This is a genomic window from Parasporobacterium paucivorans DSM 15970 (assembly GCF_900141895.1).
In the GTDB taxonomy this organism is placed as follows: Bacteria; Bacillota; Clostridia; order Lachnospirales; family Lachnospiraceae; genus Parasporobacterium; species Parasporobacterium paucivorans.
Genome location: NZ_FQYT01000015.1, coordinates 1 through 18,863, shown reverse-complemented (window position 1 = coordinate 18,863; position 18,863 = coordinate 1). Strand labels below are relative to the sequence as shown.

Genomic DNA, 18,863 nt, shown 5'->3' with positions numbered 1-18,863 from the left:
TTATTCTACTCTATTATACAAAAATGTCAAATAAATAAGCTATTTGGAAGAAGGGAAAATCACTGTGAGAATCATTTTGAAATCTTCTTCCCCGTAAACGGAATGCGGCTTATTTGCAGGCATGACAAGGGACTGGCCTGTTTTTAAAATGTATTCATGCCCATCTACAATAAACTTGCCGGTTCCTTCCAGGACACTGACCATGGCATCTCCGTCAGAATCGTGAGTGCCGATTTCCTCGCCTTTGCCAAAAGCGAACAAGGTTATGCTTACCGCACTGTTCTGTGCCAATGTTTTGCTCACAATCTGACCGGGAATTGTCTGCACCTGTCCAACCAGCTCAAAAATGGATTCGTGTGGTATGTTTTTTAAATAAATCTGACTCATAATAATATCCCCTTTCGTATGACGCTTGTTTTTATGATTATAGCATATACTAAATATGAACAAGGTTGCGTACACAACGTTTTCAAAATTGTCTATATCTACCGAAATGGGATTTAACCGAAATCTATCTTGAAACACGATTTTGATTCTGATATAATAACGCGAGGCCTTATCGGAACCTTATTTGGAAAGGTGAGAAATACCGTGAAAATTATTATAAAAAATGGAAGAGTTATTGACCCGGCAACCGGAACAGACATGGTAACGGATCTGCTGTTGAAGGATGACAGGATTGTTGCCGTTGGCCCTGTCCTGAATCAGGAAGCAGACAGAATCATTCATGCTGACGGTTGTTTTGTTTTGCCCGGATTGATTGACCTGCACGTTCATCTGCGGGAACCGGGTTTTGAATATAAGGAAACGATTGAAAGCGGCACTGCGGCTGCGGCTGCGGGAGGATTCACAACTATATGTGCCATGCCAAACACCAGCCCGGTTACGGATTCCAGGGAAACAGTGGAATGGATCAAGGAAAAGGCGTCTCTGGTATCTGGTATAAATGTTCTGCCTGTAGGAGCTATCACCGTCGGACAGCTTGGCAAAGAGCTTGCAGATATAAAAGGAATGAGAGAAGCCGGCATTTGCGCAATTAGCGAGGACGGTAAATCAGTAATGGACACCGGGATGTACAGAAAAGCCATGGAGGCGGCGGTTGAAGCGGGAATACCTGTTTTTGCCCATTGTGAAGACAGAGACCTGGTGGCCGGCGGGGTAATGAATGCAGGGAAAAAAGCAGAGCTGCTGGGACTTCCGGGCATCACGAACCAGGTTGAGGATGTGATTGTCCGCAGGGACATAGAATTGGCACGCAGCACAGGCGTGAAGCTGCATCTGTGCCATTGTTCGACGGAAGGAAGTATGGAGCTTTTGGCCCAGGCAAAAGAAAACGGACTGACTGTGACCGCAGAAGTATGCCCCCATCATTTCAGTCTGACAGAGAATGATATTGAAGATATGGATACAAACTTTAAGATGAACCCGCCCCTAAGAACGGAAAAGGATAAGCAGGCACTCATAAATGGACTGAAAAATTCCCTTGCAGATGTAATCGCAACAGATCACGCCCCGCATTCAATGGAAGAAAAGGCACAGCCATTTTTAACCGCTCCTTTCGGAATCGTAGGACTTGAGACAGCCGTAACCCTGACAATCACAAATCTGGTTAAGCCCGGAATTTTGACACCGATGCAGATGGCAGAAACAATGAGCTATAATCCCGCACGTATTCTTGGAATCGACAGAGGAAGCCTTCGTCCGGGTGAAGTGGCAGACATAACCATAATAGATCCGAACGAGGAATATATAATCGACGCGGATAGGTTCGTATCCAAGGGCAGAAATACGCCTTTTAACGGCAAGAAGGTTTCAGGCAGGGTGAAATTCACCATTGCCCAGGGAAAATTCGTATATGAGGACCAGGATGGTCAGGAGGTAAATCATGATAAATAAGCTAATTGAAAAGATAAAGGAAACGCAGGCACCCATTGTGGTTGGCCTGGATCCTATGCTGGATTATATACCGGAGCAGGTGAAAGAGAAAGCATATGAAGAATTTGGGGAAACCTTGGAAGGTGCTGCCTGGGCCGCTTGGGAATTCAATAAAAATATTATTGACACAACTTATGACCTGATTCCCGCCGTGAAACCTCAGATTGCAATGTATGAGCAGTTTGGTCTGCCGGGGCTTTTGTCCTATCAGAAGACGATTGACTATGCAAGAAGCAAAGGCCTTGTTATTATTGGCGACGTAAAAAGAGGCGACATTGGAAGCACTTCTCAGGCGTACGCCACAGCCCATATAGGCAGGATAAAAATAGGAAGCAATGAATTCAGAGCCTTTGACGAGGATTTTGCCACCATAAATCCTTATTTCGGAACGGATGGAATCAAACCCTTCCTGGATGTGGCCAAGGAGGAAAACACTGGTATGTTTATCCTTGTCAAGACCTCCAACAAATCCAGCGGAGAATTTCAGGACAGGCTTGTTGACGGAAGGCCTTTGTATGAAATTGTAGGAGAACAGGTGTCGAAATGGGGCGAAGAACACATGGGGAATGAATACAGCTATGTGGGCGCAGTCGTTGGAGCAACGTATCCCCAGATGGCAGTGACCCTTCGGAAACTGATGCCAAAGACTTATTTCCTGGTACCCGGATATGGAGCTCAGGGAGGTACCGCAGCAGATTTGAAGCCGTGCTTTAATGAGGATGGACTGGGAGCCATCGTCAACTCTTCCAGGGGCATTATAGCGGCATATAAAAACGAGAAATATGCCGAATTTGGGGAAGAGAATTACGCAGATGCGTCAAGGCAGGCAGTAATCGATATGATAAATGATATAAAGAGCGTATTTTAGATGGAGGATATAATGGAGTATAAACGCGAATCCGTACTGATTACCAGTCAGGTAAAAATCACCAGCGATATATACCGGATAAGCTTCCAAAGCGTCACCATGGCACAGAACGGAAAACCGGGACAGTTCGTTACAGTATACTGCAGGGATGGTTCCAGGCTGTTGCCAAGGCCCTTCGGCATATCGGAAATCGATAAAGAGAAAAACGAAGTTTCCTTCGTATACAAGGTAGTCGGAGGAGGAACAGAAGAATTTACCACCTATAGGCCTGGTGAATTCATGGAAGTCATGGGACCTCTGGGGAACGGATTTTCACTGGATGGCAAAAAAGCCCTGCTTGTGGGGGGAGGTACTGGAATTCCGATTCTTCTGGAACTTGCAAAGCAGATTAAGCAGACAACGGGGCGGGAGGCTGTGACCGTAGTGGGATTCAGAGATGAGACCTATCTGACTGCAGAGCTGTCCAAGTACAGCAGAGTACTCGTTGCTACAGAGGATGGAAGCAAGGGAACAAAAGGAAACGTGCTGGATGTCATCAATCAGAGCGGATTGGAAGCAGACGTCGTTTACGCCTGCGGTCCTCACCCGATGTTAAGAGCACTGAAAAATCATTTTGGACCTCTGCAGGTGGAACTTCAGATTTCCATGGAAGAAAAAATGGCGTGTGGAATTGGGGCGTGCCTGGCGTGCACTTGTAAATCCAGGGAAACAGACCCATACACAAAGGTACATAACAAAAGGATATGCAAGGAAGGTCCGGTATTTGACTCGAATGAGGTGCTGCTATGATAAATACAAAGGTTAATATTGCAGGGGTCGAACTGAAAAATCCTGTAATGCCCGCATCCGGTACCTTTGGATCGGGAAAAGAATTCTGTGGTCTGATAGATCTGAACAGGCTGGGAGCAGTCGTTACCAAGGGCGTTTCAAACATTCCGTGGGAAGGCAACCCTACACCAAGAATAGCGGAGACCTATGGCGGCATGCTCAACGCAATAGGGCTGCAGAATCCAGGGATAGATACTTTTATAGAGAGAGATCTGGTATTTCTGAAACAGTTTGACACAAAAATCATTGTGAATGTCGTGGGGAAATCCATAAGTGATTACATTGAAGTTGTGGAAAGACTTGGCGATGAGGCTGTTGATCTTCTGGAAATCAACATTTCCTGTCCAAACGTAAAAGAAGGCGGAATCGCATTCGGACAGAATCCCGCTTCAGCGATGGAGATTACTTCGGAAATCAAAAAAAAGGCAAAACAGCCAATAATCATCAAACTGAGTCCGAATGTAACAGATATCCGGGAGATGGCGAAGGCGGCAGAATGTGGCGGTGCGGATGCACTTTCCCTGATAAATACTCTGATTGGAACGAAAATTGACATACATACGGGACGGTTTGCCCTGGCCAACCGCACAGGAGGTCTGTCAGGACCGGCTATCAAACCGGTTGCATTGAATATGGTATATCAGACAGCGAATGCTGTAAAACTGCCTATTATCGGCGTGGGGGGAATCCGGAATGCGGAAGATGCCCTGGAATTCATTCTGGCAGGAGCAACAGCCGTGGAGGTGGGAACCTCCAACTTTGTAAACCCGGCAAGTATGGAAAAATGCATAGAAGGAATCGAAAGATTCCTGGAGAAAAAAGGAATATCTGATATAAACAGCCTGATTGGAACGGTATGTTAAGGAGGAAATATGGAACAGTACAAGAAAGAATTTATTGAATTCATGGTAGATTGCGGAGTCCTGAAATTCGGGGACTTTGTAACAAAAAGCGGACGCAGGACTCCATTTTTTATCAACACCGGATTTTATAGAAGCGGAGGACAGCTGATAAAATTGGGCGAGTATTATGCCAAGGCAATTGAGGCGGCGTTTGGCCTGGATTTCACCATACTTTTCGGTCCTGCGTATAAAGGGATACCCCTGGCCGTCGCTTCGACCATGGCAATAAGCAGAATGTATGGGAAAGAAATCAAATACTGTGCGAACCGTAAGGAGGTCAAAGATCACGGCGATACCGGAATTCTTCTGGGCAGTCCGATGACTCCGGAGGATGAAGTTGTAATCATTGAGGATGTTACCACAGCAGGAACATCCATCCGTGAAACGCTTCCTATTATTGCAGCCCAGGGAGGGGCAAAGGTAAAGGGTCTTGTGGTATCTGTTGACAGAATGGAGAGAGGCACCACGGATAAAAGCGCATTGGATGAAATCGGGAACACCTACGGATTGAAAACAACCGCCATCGTCACTATGTCTGAGGTCATTGAACATTTATACAATAGAGAGTATAATGGGAAAATAATTATTGACGATGAATTGAAACACAGAATAGACGAGTATTATATCGAATATGGTGTTTTGGAAAATTAGAGGAATGCATGTGATTGGAAATGTCAGACGGCTGAAAATACTTAGCCGTTCATTATTTGTTTTATATCTGTTTGTGGCAATTTATTTTCTGTTTTTTTCAGAGGCCATGGGAAGAACCGTTGCAAGCCAGGGATACAGATATAATCTTGTTCTGTTTAAGGAAATAAACAGATTTCTATCCAACGTGGGTACCCTGGGGCTGTATGCGGTCGTTCTGAATATTGCAGGTAATATCCTGGTCTTTATTCCTTTTGGTTTGCTGGTCCCGGTCATATCCATCCAAAAAAGGGGATTCCTTTTCGTCGCATTCATGGCTTTTGGATTCAGCCTGCTCGTAGAGGCAGTCCAGCTTATCCTTAAAATCGGATGCTTTGATGTGGATGATTTGTTGATGAACACTATTGGGGGATGCATCGGATATTTGATATTTCTGGTTTATAGAAAAATTTCTTACAGGAGAAAGACGGCAGGATGAAAGAAAATAAAGCAAAGAACAAGCGGCATTATAAATTTACAGACAAAAAACATTCCATTCCCGGGATCGTATCAACAGGAATGGCACTTGTTGCAATTTTTCTTGTTGTCCTGGCCGTATCGATATCTTTCGGAGAGAGAGGCGGAGCCGGGATCGGGATCGGCCTGCTCGGCTTTTTTGCCTTTGTTATCGGACTGGCCGGATTCGTTGTAGGAATGAAGAGCTTCAAAAACGAGGACGTCTTCCATCTGTTTTCCTATGTGGGCACGGTCCTGAGCACCGCAGTTTGGTTTTGCATATTGTTCATCTATCTGATTGGTGTCTAGTATGCATCTTAATTTAATCAGTTCTCTTGACTGCGGAAAGTATTGTTAGTACAATGAATTTGTATATAAAAAAAGGAGATTTTGTAATGGCTAAAGTTGGAATTGTTATGGGCAGTGATTCGGATTTGGAAATAATGAGCAAGGCTGCACAGGTGCTTGATGAATTAGGAGTTTCGTATGATATGACAGTTATTTCGGCCCACAGAATGCCGGATATATTCTATGATTATGCGGGAAGCGCAGTAGAAAAAGGCATAAAAGTAATAATTGCAGGCGCAGGCGGCGCGGCACATCTTCCAGGCATGACGGCAGCTATTTTTCCCTTGCCGGTAATAGGGGTGCCTATCCACACTAAATCTTTAGGAGGAGTTGACTCTCTGTATTCCATAGTACAGATGCCAAGCGGGATTCCGGTTGCGACTATGGCAATCAACGGAGCAGCCAATGCAGCCCTTTTAGCTGCAAGAATTCTTGCAGTGTCGGATGAAGCACTTCTGGAGAAACTGAGGAAATATTCAGCGGACCAGAAGGAAAAAGTCGTCAAAAAAGCAGACAAATTAAATGAAATAGGATACAAGGCTTATTTAGAGCGCATGTAGGAGGATAACATGGATTACAAGATGGCAGGAGTCGACATTAAGGCTGGATATCAGTCAGTAGAACTGATTAAAAAACATATCGAAGCAACCAGAAGGCCTGAGGTGTTGTCAGGTATCGGAGGGTTTGCAGGTGCTTTTTCTATAGCAAATTTTAAAAACATGGAAAAACCAACACTGGTTTCAGGTAACGATGGAGTAGGAACCAAACTGAAACTGGCCTTTATCATGGATAAACACGATACGGTGGGAATCGATTGCGTGGCCATGTGCGTCAATGATGTTATATGTTGCGGGGCAGAACCTCTTTTCTTTTTGGATTATATCGCCTGCGGAAGGAATGAGCCGGCAAAAATCGAGCAGATCGTCAGCGGAATTGCAGAAGGCTGCAGGCAGAGCGGAGCATCCCTGATCGGGGGAGAAACCGCAGAGATGCCAGGCTTCTATCCGGTAGATGAATATGATCTGGCTGGATTTTCCGTCGGAATCGTAGATGAAAAAGATATCGTTACCGGAGAAAATATTAAACCGGGAGAAGTATTGATCGGCATTGCTTCTTCCGGCGTTCACAGCAACGGCTTTTCGCTGGTTAGACAGGTGTTCAACATGACACATGAAGCTTTATCCACGCGCTATGAATCATTAGGCAAAACTCTTGGGGAAGAGCTTCTCACCCCAACGAAAATATATGTGAATTCCCTGAAGGAACTGAAGGCGGCAGGCATCAGGGCAGGCGGCTTCAGCCATATAACGGGCGGCGGCTTCCATGAGAATGTGCCAAGAATGCTTCCCGAAGGAATCCACGCAGTGATCAACAAAAACAGCTATGAAATACCGGCTATTTTCAGGATGCTTTCCGTTGACGGAGATGTTCCGATGGAAGCCATGTACAATACCTATAACATGGGAATTGGTATGGTAATGTCTGTTGCACCTGCGGATGTGGACGCAGCAGTCGCGGCCATTGGACGTGCTGGTGAGAAAGCATTTGTAATTGGTGAGACCAAGGCAGGTGAAAAGGGCATTACCCTATGCTAAGAGTCGGTGTACTTGTATCCGGCGGAGGGACAAACCTGCAGTCGGTTATGGATGCGGTGGCGGAGGGCAGGATAAAGAATGCCTCGATAGAAGTGGTTATCAGCAACAATAAAAAGGCCTATGCCCTCGAGAGGGCGGCAAAAGCGGGGATCAGTGCAGAATGTGTTTCCCTGAAGGACTGCGGCAGCAGAGAATCTTTTAACCATAAACTGGAAGAAACGATAGACTCATATAAATTGGATCTTCTTGTTCTGGCTGGTTTTCTGGCAGTTTTGCCGCAAGAGATTATCAAAAAATATACGAATAAAATCATAAATATTCACCCATCTCTGATTCCGGCCTTCTGCGGTCCTGGCTTTTACGGGCTCAGGGTACATGAAGCGGCTCTTGAACGCGGAGTGAAGCTTACGGGCGCCACCGTTCATTTTGTGGATGAGGGGACGGATACAGGTCCCATTATCCTTCAGAAAGCTGTGGATGTCTGCGTGGATGATACCCCGGAAATCCTCCAGAAAAAGGTGATGGAAGAAGCGGAATGGATTCTGCTTCCTCAGGCAATAGATCTGATCGCCCGTGGGATGGTTACGGTTAAGGACAACAGAGTGATTATAGGAGGCTGAAATGAAAGTACTGATTGTTGGAAGCGGTGGAAGAGAACATGCGATTGCGTGGAAGGCTTCAAAGAGCAGACATGTGGATAAGCTGTACTGCGCGCCCGGAAATGCCGGAATCGCACAGGTTGCAGAATGCGTGGATATAGGTGCAATGGAATTTGACAGGCTTATTTCTTTTGCACAGGAAAATAAAATCGACCTTACAATTGTCGGTATGGACGAACCTCTTGTGGGCGGCATAGTGGATGCGTTTGAAAAAGAAGGCTTGCGGGTATTCGGTCCCAATGAAAAGGCGGCCATTCTGGAAGGCTCCAAAGCTTTTTCAAAGGATCTCATGGAGAAATACAATATACCGACAGCATCATATGAAACATTCAACGATGCCCAGTCCGCTATTGCATATTTGGAAAAAGCAGATTATCCCCAGGTTTTAAAGGCGGATGGACTTGCTCTCGGAAAAGGCGTTTTGATCTGCGAGACCCGCGAAGAGGCCATAGAAGGTGTAAAAGCCCTTATGGAGGATAAGAAATTCGGGTCAGCCGGGAATACCATCGTTGTCGAGGAGTTCATGACAGGCAGGGAAGTTTCCGTCCTTTCTTTTGTGGATGGAAAAACAATCCGTGTCATGACTTCCGCACAGGATCATAAAAGAGCCCTGGATGGCGATAAAGGCCTGAACACCGGAGGGATGGGAACCTTTTCTCCGAGCCCTTTCTACACTCCGGAAGTGGATGAATTCTGCAAAAAGCATGTTTATCAGGCAACTGTGGATGCAATGAAAGCTGAAGGACGGGAGTTCAAGGGGATTATTTTCTTCGGTATCATGCTGACAAAGGATGGACCCAAGGTTTTGGAATATAATGCAAGATTTGGAGATCCGGAAGCCCAGGTTGTTATTCCAAGAATGAAAAACGACATCATAGAGGTTATGGAAGCCTGTGTGGATGGAAAGCTGGATGGAGTAGAACTTGAATTTGAGGATAATGCTGCTGTATGTGTAATACTGGCTTCAAAGGGATACCCGGAAAGCTATGAAAAAGGCTTCCTGATTACCGGCCTGGAAAAATTTGACGGCAAAGAAGATTACTATGTCTTCCACGCCGGTACAAAGATGGGTAAGGAAGGCTTCCTTACGAACGGAGGCAGAGTCCTGGGCGTAACGGCCAAAGGGAAGAATCTGATCGAGGCAAGGGAAAATGCTTATGAAGCAACAAAACAAATCAATTTCGAAAATAAGTATATGAGGACGGACATCGGAAAAGCAATTGACGAAGTATAAACAAGGGGAGATTATATGGATCAATTTCTGAGTATGGGAGGAAAGAAAACTAAATTTTTGTATGCGGCAGTCTTCGCATTGATTATGCTGGGCGTGCTGGTTACGAATTTTATTGTATCGGAAGCTTATACGGAAAAGACCGGATATGTGAACGGGACAAATGTGCGGAGCAGAACAAGCCCGGACACGACAGCGAATACAAATGTTCTCACCTTCAACGGCTCCAATATCTATTTAAACACCGGGGATGTAGTGACAATTACCGGGGAGGAGACAGGTACAGACAATTACATATGGTATCAGGTCAGGTTCAATTATGCAGGAACGTCTTTCAACGGATATATTCGAAGTGATCTTGTCAGCCCGGCTTATGCCGCTGATGCGAATTTCGAACAGTATCTGAATGATCAGGGCTTTCCTGAATCCTATAAAGAATCTCTGCGTTCTCTTCATACCAAATATCCAAATTGGGTATTTGTCGCAGACAAGATAAATTATGACTGGTCGGCTGTGGTGACAGCTGAGAGCGTTGTGGGAAGAAGCCTTATTGCATATAATTCTATCAGCTCGTGGAAATCGCTGGCCGACGGAGCTTATGACTGGGGCACCGGAACCTGGTCAGCTTTTGATGGGGGAGCCTGGGCTGCGGCTTCTGAGGAGCTAGTGGCATATTGTCTCGATCCAAGAAATTTCCTAAGTGAAACGTCCATATTCCAGTATGAAGCGTTATCTTATCAGCCGGCCTATCATAATCTGTCAGGAGTTCAGAACATGGTAGCTGGATCATTTTTGGATTCGTCGGTTGAAGGAAAAACATATTCCCAGATATTTATGGATGCGGCTGTCCAGTCTGGAGTCAGCCCTTACCACCTGGTCGCGAGGGTGATTCAGGAACAGGGTAAAAATGGTGGCGGAAATGCAATTATTTCCGGTACGGTCAGCGGATATGCCAATCTCTTCAACTATTACAATATCGGAGCATATGCAAGCGGCGGAAGAACAGCTACTGTCAATGGCCTGATATATGCGGGCGGAACGGATGCTGCAACGCTCAGGCCCTGGAATACAAGATATGCATCACTGCTGGGCGGTGCCAGCTTTATTGGCCAAAGCTACATATGTAGAGGCCAGGACACTCTGTATTATCAGAAGTTTGATTTTGTGGAGAATCCATACACACATCAGTACATGACTCATATACTGGCACCAAGTAAAGAAGCAGTTAATGTTGCGAACGCCTATTCTTCAGAAGTCAAGAATTCAACAACTTTTACATTTAAGATACCGGTATTCAATAATATGCCGGTGTCGGCAGCTGGCTGTCCGACCGGGACTGGAAGTCCGAATAATGTACTGAATTCTCTCAGCGTCGGAAACAAAACATTGACACCTACATTCAGTAAATTCACGACATCCTATGACCTGGTGGTTGAAAATACAGTCTCATCCATGGACATTAACGCTGCTGCAGTTGATTCGTCTGCCAGGATTTCGGGCACAGGCAGTAAAAGTCTGAATGTCGGAGCCAATGTATTCCAGATAAATGTTACGGCTGGCAACGGAGAAGTAAGGACGTATACTATCACAATAGTAAGACAGAGTGCACCAGCTCCGGAAACTACTACTCCTGTGGCGCCGACGGAATCATCTGCTCCCGAAGGAACATCTGTCACCACTACCTACAATCTGTCCCAGGATGGTTTCCTGAGCGGGGTTAGCCTGGGAACCAGCACAAGTGCGGCATGTTCAGCGTTTACCCTGAAAAATTGTACCGGAAGGTTTTTGAATGCAGATGGAACACCCAATACCGGAATCGTGGGAACGGGCAGCAGCTATGTGGTTTATGATAATGCAGGAGGTATAATTAGCAAGTATCCAGTGATTATTTATGGAGACGTAAATGGGGATGGAAATGTGAACAGTGCAGATGCCCTGTATCTAAAAAGACATATCCTGAACATTTCTTTACTAAGCGGAGTATATGCCCAGGCTGGGAACGTGGACAAAAGCGGCAGTGGAATAAACAGTCTGGATATGCTGTATCTAAAACGTCATATTCTGAGCATATCTTTAATTGGCCAGTTTTAATCAGAGTCCCACTGTTACAATGGACATAAGAAAGGACAAGACTGAACATGAAAATTTTTAGAATAGCACCATTTTTTGCTTTGTTGCTGGTATTTATCTTTGCCTTTAATCCGGTACCTGTTAAGGCTGCATCAGCTTCCGTGAACATTTCATCTGCGACGGTTTCAGTCGGAGGCACCGCAAGTGTTAAAATCACGATATCTTCGGATGTAGAAATAGGCGTATATGATTTGATTTTTTCCTATTCGGGCGATGTGCTGGAGTATAGCGGAGGCGCTACAAGCGGCGGTAACGGAACATTCAGGTTATATGCGGATGGAAGCATTGGGACTTCAGATACATATACGGTTACCTTTAAGGCAAAAGCTGCCGGAGCAGGCAGGGTGTATTTGCAGGCACCAAGTCAGGCTAATCAGACGGGTGTGATATTTCCTTTAGCCGGAACAGATTCTGCGAGCATCCTCAACTCCTATAATGAAGGAACTGTTACGGTCCAGGCTCCTTCCAATGCATCCACGAACAATAATCTTTCCACCCTGGTGGTTTCAGCCATAACATCTGCAGGCGAAACCAGGCCGGTTACATTGTCCCCTGCATTTTCCCCGTCGGTTGTGACATACTCTGCAACGGTAGGAGAGGATGTAACCAAGCTTTCCATTTCGGCAACTCCTGCTGACGGGAAAGCAACAACGAAGGTTGAATGGGCTACGTTGGATCCAGGTGACAATAAAACTTATATAAAGGTTACTTCTGAAAGTGGAGCAGTAAAGACTTATACAATAAATACGACTGTATCCGGTGAAACAGTTACATCAACCGAGACAACTGCCGCAGCAACAGATCCAAATGCCATTTCCGTCGACGCAGAAGGAACAACCATGACAGTGGCAACAAGCCTTGAGGGTGTTGCTCTGCCATCCGGCTATACTGCTGAAACATATACATACAAAGGAACGGAAATCCCGGTAGCGAAGAGTGCTGACCTTGGTCTCATGCTGTTTTATCTGACGAATGCGGACGGGGTGGGGAGTTTCTATGTTTATGATGAACAGGGAGATCTTTTCTACAAATATCAGACGATTACAGCCGGCGGACTCGTTTATACTGTTATGCATGCGGATGATACCGTTACACCTCCGCTGATTTATGAGCGAACTAAGGTAACAATCGACGACCAGGAAATGGAAGGCTGGCTGAATGCTTACGAACAGGATTTCAGCCTTGTATATGTAATGAATCCTTCCGGTGAAAAGGGTCTTTACGTGTATGACTTCAAAGAAGATACTATCCAGCGGTTCAATGAAAAATTGTTTGCGGCGGCAGTATTTGGGGAAAACACGCAATCCGGAACAAATGGGGACGGAAATGCCCTGGTGGCCAAACTTAAAGGTGTCCTGGGAAGCTTATACGGACTGATAGCTTTCGCTGTATTGGCTTTGATATGCATCGTATTGATTGTTATATGCATCATACTGGCAGTTAAGAACAGCCGGCTGGCCGCCTATGAAGATGATACGGATTTGTCGGAAACGATTGATGAACCCGATGAATTTGATCATGATGATTTCCTGTCTGACGAAATCGAATCCAACAATGCAGTGCCGGCACCCAAAGTAGAAGAGCCAACTGTACCGGTCCAAGTGCAGAAACCTGAAGAAGGAGAAGCAAAAATTGCTGAAGATGTGATGACGGAAGCAGAATTGCTGGCGTTTAAAAAGCAGTGCGAAGAAATATTAAGTGCAGGAGATTCTTCTGCATCAGGAAATGCCAACGGATTTGACACTTCTGAAAAAAAGGACCTAGACCTGCTCAAAGACGATGATTTTGAAATCATGGACGATGACGATCTGGACAACAAATAAAAGCATAATTTTCAACCGGAGCAGATCGTGAAAACGTTTGCCCCGGTTTTTTTGAAAATAAAAAAATATTGACAAAATGATCATGCTGTTATATCATGCGTATAACAGATATAACTATATATCGAAAGAGGTGGGGAATGGGTCAAATGATAATTCATATAGATTTTAACAGTGAGGAAGCGATTTATGTCCAGCTTAGGAATCAAATCATTATCGGAATCGCGACATCCGATTTAAAGGAAGGCGACACCCTCCCATCTGTAAGGCAACTGGCGGATAATATCGGGATAAATATGCATACAGTCAATAAGGCTTATTCCGTGCTCCGAAAGGAGGGGCTGGTCAAACTGGACAGAAGAAAAGGAGCCATTGTATCGATTGACATCGACAGGATGCAGGCGATTAATGAAATGACTGGAATGTTGCGGATCGTCCTTGCAAAGGCAATCTGCAAGGATATAACAGAGGATGAGGTGCATGATATCATTAGCGGGATATACCGGGAGTTTATCATGTGCGAATGTAAAAAAGAAAAGGGAAAAGATACGTAAAATCGTTTGATTATAAAAGAAAGAAATGAGGTGCGTGGCATGCAGAGCAGATTTACGAGAATGGCTACAGAAACAATTCAATATGCCAATAAAACAGCAGCACAATTAAATCATAGTTACATCGGGACCGAACATATACTGGTCGGTCTGACCATGGCCAAGGAAGGTGTGGCCTCCGTCATCCTGAAAAATCATAAGGTTACAACGGAACGCCTTATAGAACTTATCCAGCAGCTGATTGCCCCAGTGAAGCCAATTGGATTGGCGGAACCGGCTGGCTTTACTCCAAGAGCTAAAGAGGTAGTGGAGAATAGCCACAACGAGGCTGTCCGTTTTAAATCCCAGTTTGTGGGAACAGAACATATACTGATGGCTATGATTAAAGAGACAGATTCTGTGGCTTCCAGGCTTCTCAATACCCTGGGAGTGAATGTTCAGAAAATATATGTGGATATACTGATTGCTATGGGCGAAGACATCAGCCTTTATAAAGAAGACTTTCAGAACGGGAGACCTGTCAAGGAGAGGTCAAGGACGGATACGCCAACTCTGGAGCGGTACAGCAAGGATCTGACACGGATGGCCAGAGATGGAAAGCTGGACCCTGTTATTGGAAGGGATATTGAAATCCAAAGGGTGATTCAGATACTTAGCAGAAGGACCAAAAATAATCCTTGCCTGGTGGGAGAGCCTGGGGTGGGCAAGACAGCCATCGTAGAGGGCCTGGCAACCAGAATCGTGGAGGGCAACGTGCCTGAAACTATCAAAGAAAAAAGAGTTATGACACTGGATGTATCTGGTATGGTAGCCGGTTCTAAATACAGAGGGGAATTCGAAGACCGTATCAAAAAAATCATTAATGAAGTGATGGATGACGGAAATGTGCTTCTGTTCATCGATGAAATCCATACCATCATCGGTGCAGGAGGAGCAGAGGGTGCTATTGATGCATCCAGTATCCTGAAGCCATCTCTTGCCAGGGGCGAACTCCAGATAATTGGAGCCACTACCATTGAAGAATACAGAAAGAGCTTTGAAAAGGATGCAGCCCTGGAACGACGCTTTCAGCCGGTGAACGTGGATGAGCCGGATGCGGATGAAACCATCCTCATCCTGAAGGGGCTGAGGGAGAAATATCAGGATCATCATCATGTAACCATTACGGATCAGGCTGTGGAGGCTGCCGTGAAAATGTCCCAAAGATATATTACAGACAGATATCTTCCGGATAAGGCTATAGACCTGATTGATGAGGCGTCTTCCATGGTAAGGCTGAATGCGTACGTCCAGCCGCCCGGAATAATTGCGCTGGAGGAAGAATTAGCCAGAATGGACCAGGAAAAAGAGGATGCGATCCGTGCTGAACGATATGTGAAAGCAGGGAAGATCAAGCAGCTTCAGGAAGAAAAACAAAAAGAACTGGATAAGGAAAAACTCCGGTGGGAAAATGAAAAAAGCACCAAGAGACTTATCGTGAATGAAAATAACATAGCTACGGTTGTATCGGAGTGGACCAAAATTCCGGTGCGGAAACTGGAAGAAGAAGAAAGTGCCCGTCTGCGGAAGCTGGAAAAAACACTGCACAAGCGGGTTGTAGGGCAGGATGAAGCGGTAGTTGCGGTTGCCAAAGCTATCCGGAGAGGCAGAGTAGGCCTCAAGGACCCAAAACGTCCAATCGGCTCCTTCCTTTTCCTGGGACCGACAGGCGTAGGAAAGACAGAACTGTCTAAAGCCCTGGCAGAGGCTATGTTTGGAACTGAAGATGCAATCATCAGGGTTGATATGTCAGAATATATGGAGAAACACAGTGTTTCCAAACTGATAGGATCGCCTCCGGGATACGTGGGATATGATGAAGGGGGACAATTAAGCGAACAGGTAAAAAAACACCCTTATTCCATCATTCTCTTTGATGAAATTGAGAAAGCCCACCCGGATATTTTCAACATTCTTCTGCAGGTACTGGATGACGGACATATAACCGACGCCCACGGAAGAAAAATAGATTTTAAGAACACAGTGATTATCATGACCTCAAACATCGGGGCAGCCAAAATCGTCGAACCTAAGAAGCTTGGTTTTGCCACAGAAGTAAGCGAAAAAGAGATATATAACAACATGAAAAACGGCGTAATGGAGGAGGTTAAAAAGCTCTTCAAACCGGAATTCATGAACCGGCTGGATGAAATCATTGTATTCTCATCCCTCTCCAAAGCGGATATTCGAAATGTCGTGAGTATAATGCTGGATGGGGTCAGGAAGAGAGCTCTTGAACAGATGAATATCGACCTGGTGTTTACCGGGCCGGCCAAATCATATCTGGCGGAGCAGGGATATGACAAGAAATATGGGGCCCGGCCTCTGCGCAGAAAAATACAGACACTTATTGAGGACGAACTTGCCGACCAGGTCCTGCGCGGGGTCATTAAGGGCGGAGATTCGGTGACGGTATCTGTTGCCGATAAACACTTGAAATTTAACAAGAACTAATTTCCGGAAGGGTAGAAATTCAGTATGGACTCATATTGCGTTTTTACCCTTTCTAACATATAATTGAAGTATATTACAAATTTAATTACAACCACCCTAGGAGGAAAAATCATGTCAGTAGTAAAAGGTTTAATACAGTCAGAGGATAACGGCACAATTAGTTTTGGGGACTATAACCTTGAAGAGAAGAGTAAACTGTCGGATTTTGGACATAAAGGAGATTTATATAAAGTAAAAACTTTTAAGGAAATTACCAAGCTGGAGAAGAACGGATCTTTTGTATATGAATCCGTTCCTGGCACGGCTGTGAATGATTTTGAAATCACGGACGAAGGCATGTCATTTAAGGTGGAAGGCACTGGCGATGCCCAGATTACAGTTGAATTGGAGGGGGATACAGAATACACTGTGTTTATTGATGATATGAATGCCGGAAAAATGAAAACGAACCTGGCAGGTAAGCTTATGTTTAGCGTGGAACTGGATAACAATGAACCATCCCCCGTTAAAATAGTGAAAAACCAGTTATAATCGGAGGCAGGATGGCTAAGGCGAAAGCAACCGCATTTTTTTGCAAAGAGTGCGGTTTTGAAACGACAAAATGGGCAGGACAGTGCCCGGCCTGCAGAGAATGGAATTCCCTGGTGGAGGCACCGGCCACTGTCTCTGTTAAGAAGGCGAATGCAAACAGAGAGATGTGCAGCTCTCGACCCCTTACACTGTCGGGAGTAAATCTGGAAGATGATGAAAGAACCAGAACAGGATTTGAAGAACTGGATGGAGTTTTGGGTGGCGGAATTGTGCGTGGTTCCCTGGTATTGGTGGGTGGAGATCCGGGTATCGGGAAATCCACCCTGCTTTTACAGGTTTGTAAAAATGTGTCGGATAATCATAAAGTTCTGTATGTCTCGGGAGAGGAATCCTTAAAACAGATTAAAATTCGTGCGAACAGGATTGGAGAGTTTTCGGATAATCTTTTTTTGTTGTGTGAAACCAGCATTGGTGCAATTGAGGATGCCATAACGGAACTTATGCCTGAGATCGTAATCATTGATTCAATCCAGACAATGTATATGGAAGAGGTCTCGTCCTCCCAGGGAAGCGTCAGCCAGGTCAGAGAGTCGACTAATGCCCTGATGCACATTGCAAAAGGGAAAGAGGTCTCCATATTTATTGTAGGGCATGTCACCAAAGAAGGTGTTGTTGCGGGCCCTCGGGTGCTGGAACACATGGTGGATACTGTGCTCTATTTCGAAGGGGACAGAAACGCGACTTACAGGATACTGAGAAGCGTCAAGAACCGCTTTGGCTCTACCAATGAAATCGGTGTCTTTGAAATGTCTGGAATCGGCCTGAAGGAGGTTAAGAATCCTTCGGAATTTATGCTGGATGGAAGGCCACATGATGCATCAGGCTCCGTAGTCGCCTGTTCTATAGAAGGGACCCGCCCGATTATGGTGGAAATACAGGCCCTGGTGGCAAAAAGTGGTTTCGGTATGCCAAGAAGGACCGCTGCCGGCACGGATTATAACCGGGTGAATCTTCTGATGGCTGTTTTAGAAAAGAGGCTGGGGATGCATCTGGGTGACTATGATGCGTATATAAATGTAGCCGGTGGAATGAAAATCAATGAGCCTGCCCTGGACCTGGCTATAGCTATGGCTCTTGTATCCAGCTATAAAGAGAAAGTAATGGATAGCGATACCGTGGTATTTGGGGAAATTGGTCTTTCCGGAGAGGTAAGATCGGTAAGTCAGGCCGCAAACCGAGTAAATGAGGCGATGAAGCTGGGGTTCAAAAGATGCATACTTCCCAGGAGCTGTGCCGAAAGTCTGAAGGCTGTCAAAGGGATAGAACTGGTCGGCGTGGCAAGTGTCAGGGATGCCGTAAATCTGCTTTAAAATGGGTAAATAATTTAAAATAAAATTTCTTGGAAATCTTGTTGACAAAAATAAGACCAAGTGATAATATATCTAAGTCGCTTGTGGGCGGCAAAGTAAATAAGCAAAAGAACATTGATAACTAAACAGTATAACCATCCCTGAAAATTTCAAAAGACAAACAAAAATTTTCAGCGAACATCGTCAGCGGAGGAGTCCGTTGGCGGTATCCAAAACAGAAACAGTAATAAAAAAACGGATGAATCAGCCATAGTTGATTCTGAAGGGAAAAAACTTTTAACGAGAGTTTGATCCTGGCTCAGGATGAACGCTGGCGGCGTGCTTAACACATGCAAGTCGAACGAAGCATGCAGGACGGAGTTTTTCGGAACGAAGGAATGCATGACTTAGTGGCGGACGGGTGAGTAACGCGTGGGTAACCTGCCTTATACAGGGGGATAACAGTTAGAAATGGCTGCT

General features: G+C 45.3%; 18 protein-coding genes and 1 rRNA gene. 18 read left to right on the top strand and 1 reads right to left on the bottom strand.

Annotation, left to right across the window (positions count from 1 at the left end):
- Window positions 1-39 precede the first annotated feature (39 nt).
- Entirely contained in the window at window positions 40-387 is a 348-nt protein-coding gene (locus tag BUA79_RS07645) for a cupin domain-containing protein (RefSeq protein WP_073993790.1), read from the bottom strand.
- Window positions 388-591: 204 nt separating this feature from the next.
- Here BUA79_RS07645 and BUA79_RS07640 point away from each other — a divergent pair, with 204 nt between their 5' ends.
- From BUA79_RS07640 to BUA79_RS07555, 18 genes are all read left to right on the top strand, one after another.
- Window positions 592-1,896, top strand: a complete 1,305-nt coding sequence (locus BUA79_RS07640) for a dihydroorotase (protein WP_073993787.1) — start codon at window positions 592-594, stop codon at window positions 1,894-1,896.
- Window positions 1,886-2,803, top strand: coding sequence for an orotidine-5'-phosphate decarboxylase (pyrF, locus tag BUA79_RS07635; RefSeq protein WP_073993785.1), 918 nt, complete (start codon window positions 1,886-1,888; stop codon window positions 2,801-2,803). The genes BUA79_RS07640 and pyrF overlap by 11 nt, the downstream gene beginning before the upstream one ends.
- Window positions 2,804-2,815: 12 nt before the next feature.
- The gene (locus tag BUA79_RS07630; protein ID WP_073993783.1) at window positions 2,816-3,592 is read left to right on the top strand and encodes a dihydroorotate dehydrogenase electron transfer subunit; all 777 of its coding nucleotides are present in this window, start codon (window positions 2,816-2,818) and stop codon (window positions 3,590-3,592) included.
- Complete coding sequence (locus BUA79_RS07625; protein ID WP_178138562.1) at window positions 3,592-4,494, top strand: dihydroorotate dehydrogenase; 903 nt, start codon at window positions 3,592-3,594, stop codon at window positions 4,492-4,494. Before BUA79_RS07630 ends, BUA79_RS07625 begins: the two co-directional genes overlap by 1 nt.
- 9 nt (window positions 4,495-4,503) lie before the next feature.
- Window positions 4,504-5,184 (top strand): orotate phosphoribosyltransferase, encoded by a 681-nt coding sequence (gene pyrE / locus BUA79_RS07620; protein ID WP_073993777.1) that lies wholly within the window; start codon window positions 4,504-4,506, stop codon window positions 5,182-5,184.
- A 106-nt stretch (window positions 5,185-5,290) separates the two neighbouring features.
- Window positions 5,291-5,659: a VanZ family protein gene (locus tag BUA79_RS07615; protein WP_408633833.1), complete on the top strand. Its 369-nt coding sequence runs from the start codon at window positions 5,291-5,293 to the stop codon at window positions 5,657-5,659.
- Window positions 5,656-5,985, top strand: coding sequence for a DUF6142 family protein (locus tag BUA79_RS07610; protein ID WP_073993774.1), 330 nt, complete (start codon window positions 5,656-5,658; stop codon window positions 5,983-5,985). The genes BUA79_RS07615 and BUA79_RS07610 overlap by 4 nt, the downstream gene beginning before the upstream one ends.
- Window positions 5,986-6,071: 86 nt before the next feature.
- Window positions 6,072-6,584 (top strand): 5-(carboxyamino)imidazole ribonucleotide mutase, encoded by a 513-nt coding sequence (gene purE / locus BUA79_RS07605; RefSeq protein ID WP_073993773.1) that lies wholly within the window; start codon window positions 6,072-6,074, stop codon window positions 6,582-6,584.
- 9 nt (window positions 6,585-6,593) lie between these two features.
- Entirely contained in the window at window positions 6,594-7,619 is a 1,026-nt protein-coding gene (gene purM, locus BUA79_RS07600) for a phosphoribosylformylglycinamidine cyclo-ligase (protein WP_073993772.1), read from the top strand.
- Window positions 7,613-8,239, top strand: a complete 627-nt coding sequence (gene purN / locus BUA79_RS07595) for a phosphoribosylglycinamide formyltransferase (RefSeq protein ID WP_073993771.1) — start codon at window positions 7,613-7,615, stop codon at window positions 8,237-8,239. Before purM ends, purN begins: the two co-directional genes overlap by 7 nt.
- A gap of 1 nt (window position 8,240) precedes the next feature.
- Complete coding sequence (gene purD, locus BUA79_RS07590) at window positions 8,241-9,512, top strand: phosphoribosylamine--glycine ligase (protein WP_073993770.1); 1,272 nt, start codon at window positions 8,241-8,243, stop codon at window positions 9,510-9,512.
- A gap of 15 nt (window positions 9,513-9,527) precedes the next feature.
- Window positions 9,528-11,600: a dockerin type I domain-containing protein gene (locus BUA79_RS07585; protein ID WP_073993769.1), complete on the top strand. Its 2,073-nt coding sequence runs from the start codon at window positions 9,528-9,530 to the stop codon at window positions 11,598-11,600.
- Between the two features lie 47 nt (window positions 11,601-11,647).
- Window positions 11,648-13,462 carry a cadherin-like beta sandwich domain-containing protein gene (locus tag BUA79_RS07580; RefSeq protein ID WP_073993768.1) on the top strand — a complete coding sequence of 605 codons (1,815 nt, stop codon included), beginning with the start codon at window positions 11,648-11,650 and terminating at the stop codon, window positions 13,460-13,462.
- Between the two features lie 146 nt (window positions 13,463-13,608).
- Entirely contained in the window at window positions 13,609-14,013 is a 405-nt protein-coding gene (locus BUA79_RS07575) for a GntR family transcriptional regulator (protein WP_073993888.1), read from the top strand.
- A 39-nt stretch (window positions 14,014-14,052) separates the two neighbouring features.
- Complete coding sequence (locus tag BUA79_RS07570; RefSeq protein ID WP_073993767.1) at window positions 14,053-16,503, top strand: ATP-dependent Clp protease ATP-binding subunit; 2,451 nt, start codon at window positions 14,053-14,055, stop codon at window positions 16,501-16,503.
- 111 nt (window positions 16,504-16,614) lie between these two features.
- Window positions 16,615-17,034 carry an endosialidase gene (locus tag BUA79_RS07565; RefSeq protein WP_073993766.1) on the top strand — a complete coding sequence of 140 codons (420 nt, stop codon included), beginning with the start codon at window positions 16,615-16,617 and terminating at the stop codon, window positions 17,032-17,034.
- 11 nt (window positions 17,035-17,045) lie between these two features.
- Window positions 17,046-18,404 carry a DNA repair protein RadA gene (gene radA / locus BUA79_RS07560; RefSeq protein WP_073993765.1) on the top strand — a complete coding sequence of 453 codons (1,359 nt, stop codon included), beginning with the start codon at window positions 17,046-17,048 and terminating at the stop codon, window positions 18,402-18,404.
- A gap of 275 nt (window positions 18,405-18,679) precedes the next feature.
- Window positions 18,680-18,863 (top strand): 16S ribosomal RNA (locus BUA79_RS07555); the annotation flags it as partial.

Excerpts from the sequence above, each read along its gene's own strand:
- BUA79_RS07645 (WP_073993790.1), bottom strand. The coding sequence starts at position 387 with ATGAGTCAGATTTATTTAAAAAACATACCACACGAATCCATTTTTGAG.
- pyrF (WP_073993785.1), top strand. The coding sequence starts at position 1,886 with ATGATAAATAAGCTAATTGAAAAGATAAAGGAAACGCAGGCACCCATT.
- BUA79_RS07630 (WP_073993783.1), top strand. The coding sequence starts at position 2,816 with ATGGAGTATAAACGCGAATCCGTACTGATTACCAGTCAGGTAAAAATC.
- pyrE (WP_073993777.1), top strand. The coding sequence starts at position 4,504 with ATGGAACAGTACAAGAAAGAATTTATTGAATTCATGGTAGATTGCGGA.
- BUA79_RS07615 (WP_408633833.1), top strand. The coding sequence starts at position 5,291 with ATGGGAAGAACCGTTGCAAGCCAGGGATACAGATATAATCTTGTTCTG.
- BUA79_RS07610 (WP_073993774.1), top strand. The coding sequence starts at position 5,656 with ATGAAAGAAAATAAAGCAAAGAACAAGCGGCATTATAAATTTACAGAC.
- purE (WP_073993773.1), top strand. The coding sequence starts at position 6,072 with ATGGCTAAAGTTGGAATTGTTATGGGCAGTGATTCGGATTTGGAAATA.
- purM (WP_073993772.1), top strand. The coding sequence starts at position 6,594 with ATGGATTACAAGATGGCAGGAGTCGACATTAAGGCTGGATATCAGTCA.
- purN (WP_073993771.1), top strand. The coding sequence starts at position 7,613 with ATGCTAAGAGTCGGTGTACTTGTATCCGGCGGAGGGACAAACCTGCAG.
- purD (WP_073993770.1), top strand. The coding sequence starts at position 8,241 with ATGAAAGTACTGATTGTTGGAAGCGGTGGAAGAGAACATGCGATTGCG.
- BUA79_RS07585 (WP_073993769.1), top strand. The coding sequence starts at position 9,528 with ATGGATCAATTTCTGAGTATGGGAGGAAAGAAAACTAAATTTTTGTAT.
- BUA79_RS07580 (WP_073993768.1), top strand. The coding sequence starts at position 11,648 with ATGAAAATTTTTAGAATAGCACCATTTTTTGCTTTGTTGCTGGTATTT.
- BUA79_RS07575 (WP_073993888.1), top strand. The coding sequence starts at position 13,609 with ATGATAATTCATATAGATTTTAACAGTGAGGAAGCGATTTATGTCCAG.
- BUA79_RS07570 (WP_073993767.1), top strand. The coding sequence starts at position 14,053 with ATGCAGAGCAGATTTACGAGAATGGCTACAGAAACAATTCAATATGCC.
- BUA79_RS07565 (WP_073993766.1), top strand. The coding sequence starts at position 16,615 with ATGTCAGTAGTAAAAGGTTTAATACAGTCAGAGGATAACGGCACAATT.
- radA (WP_073993765.1), top strand. The coding sequence starts at position 17,046 with ATGGCTAAGGCGAAAGCAACCGCATTTTTTTGCAAAGAGTGCGGTTTT.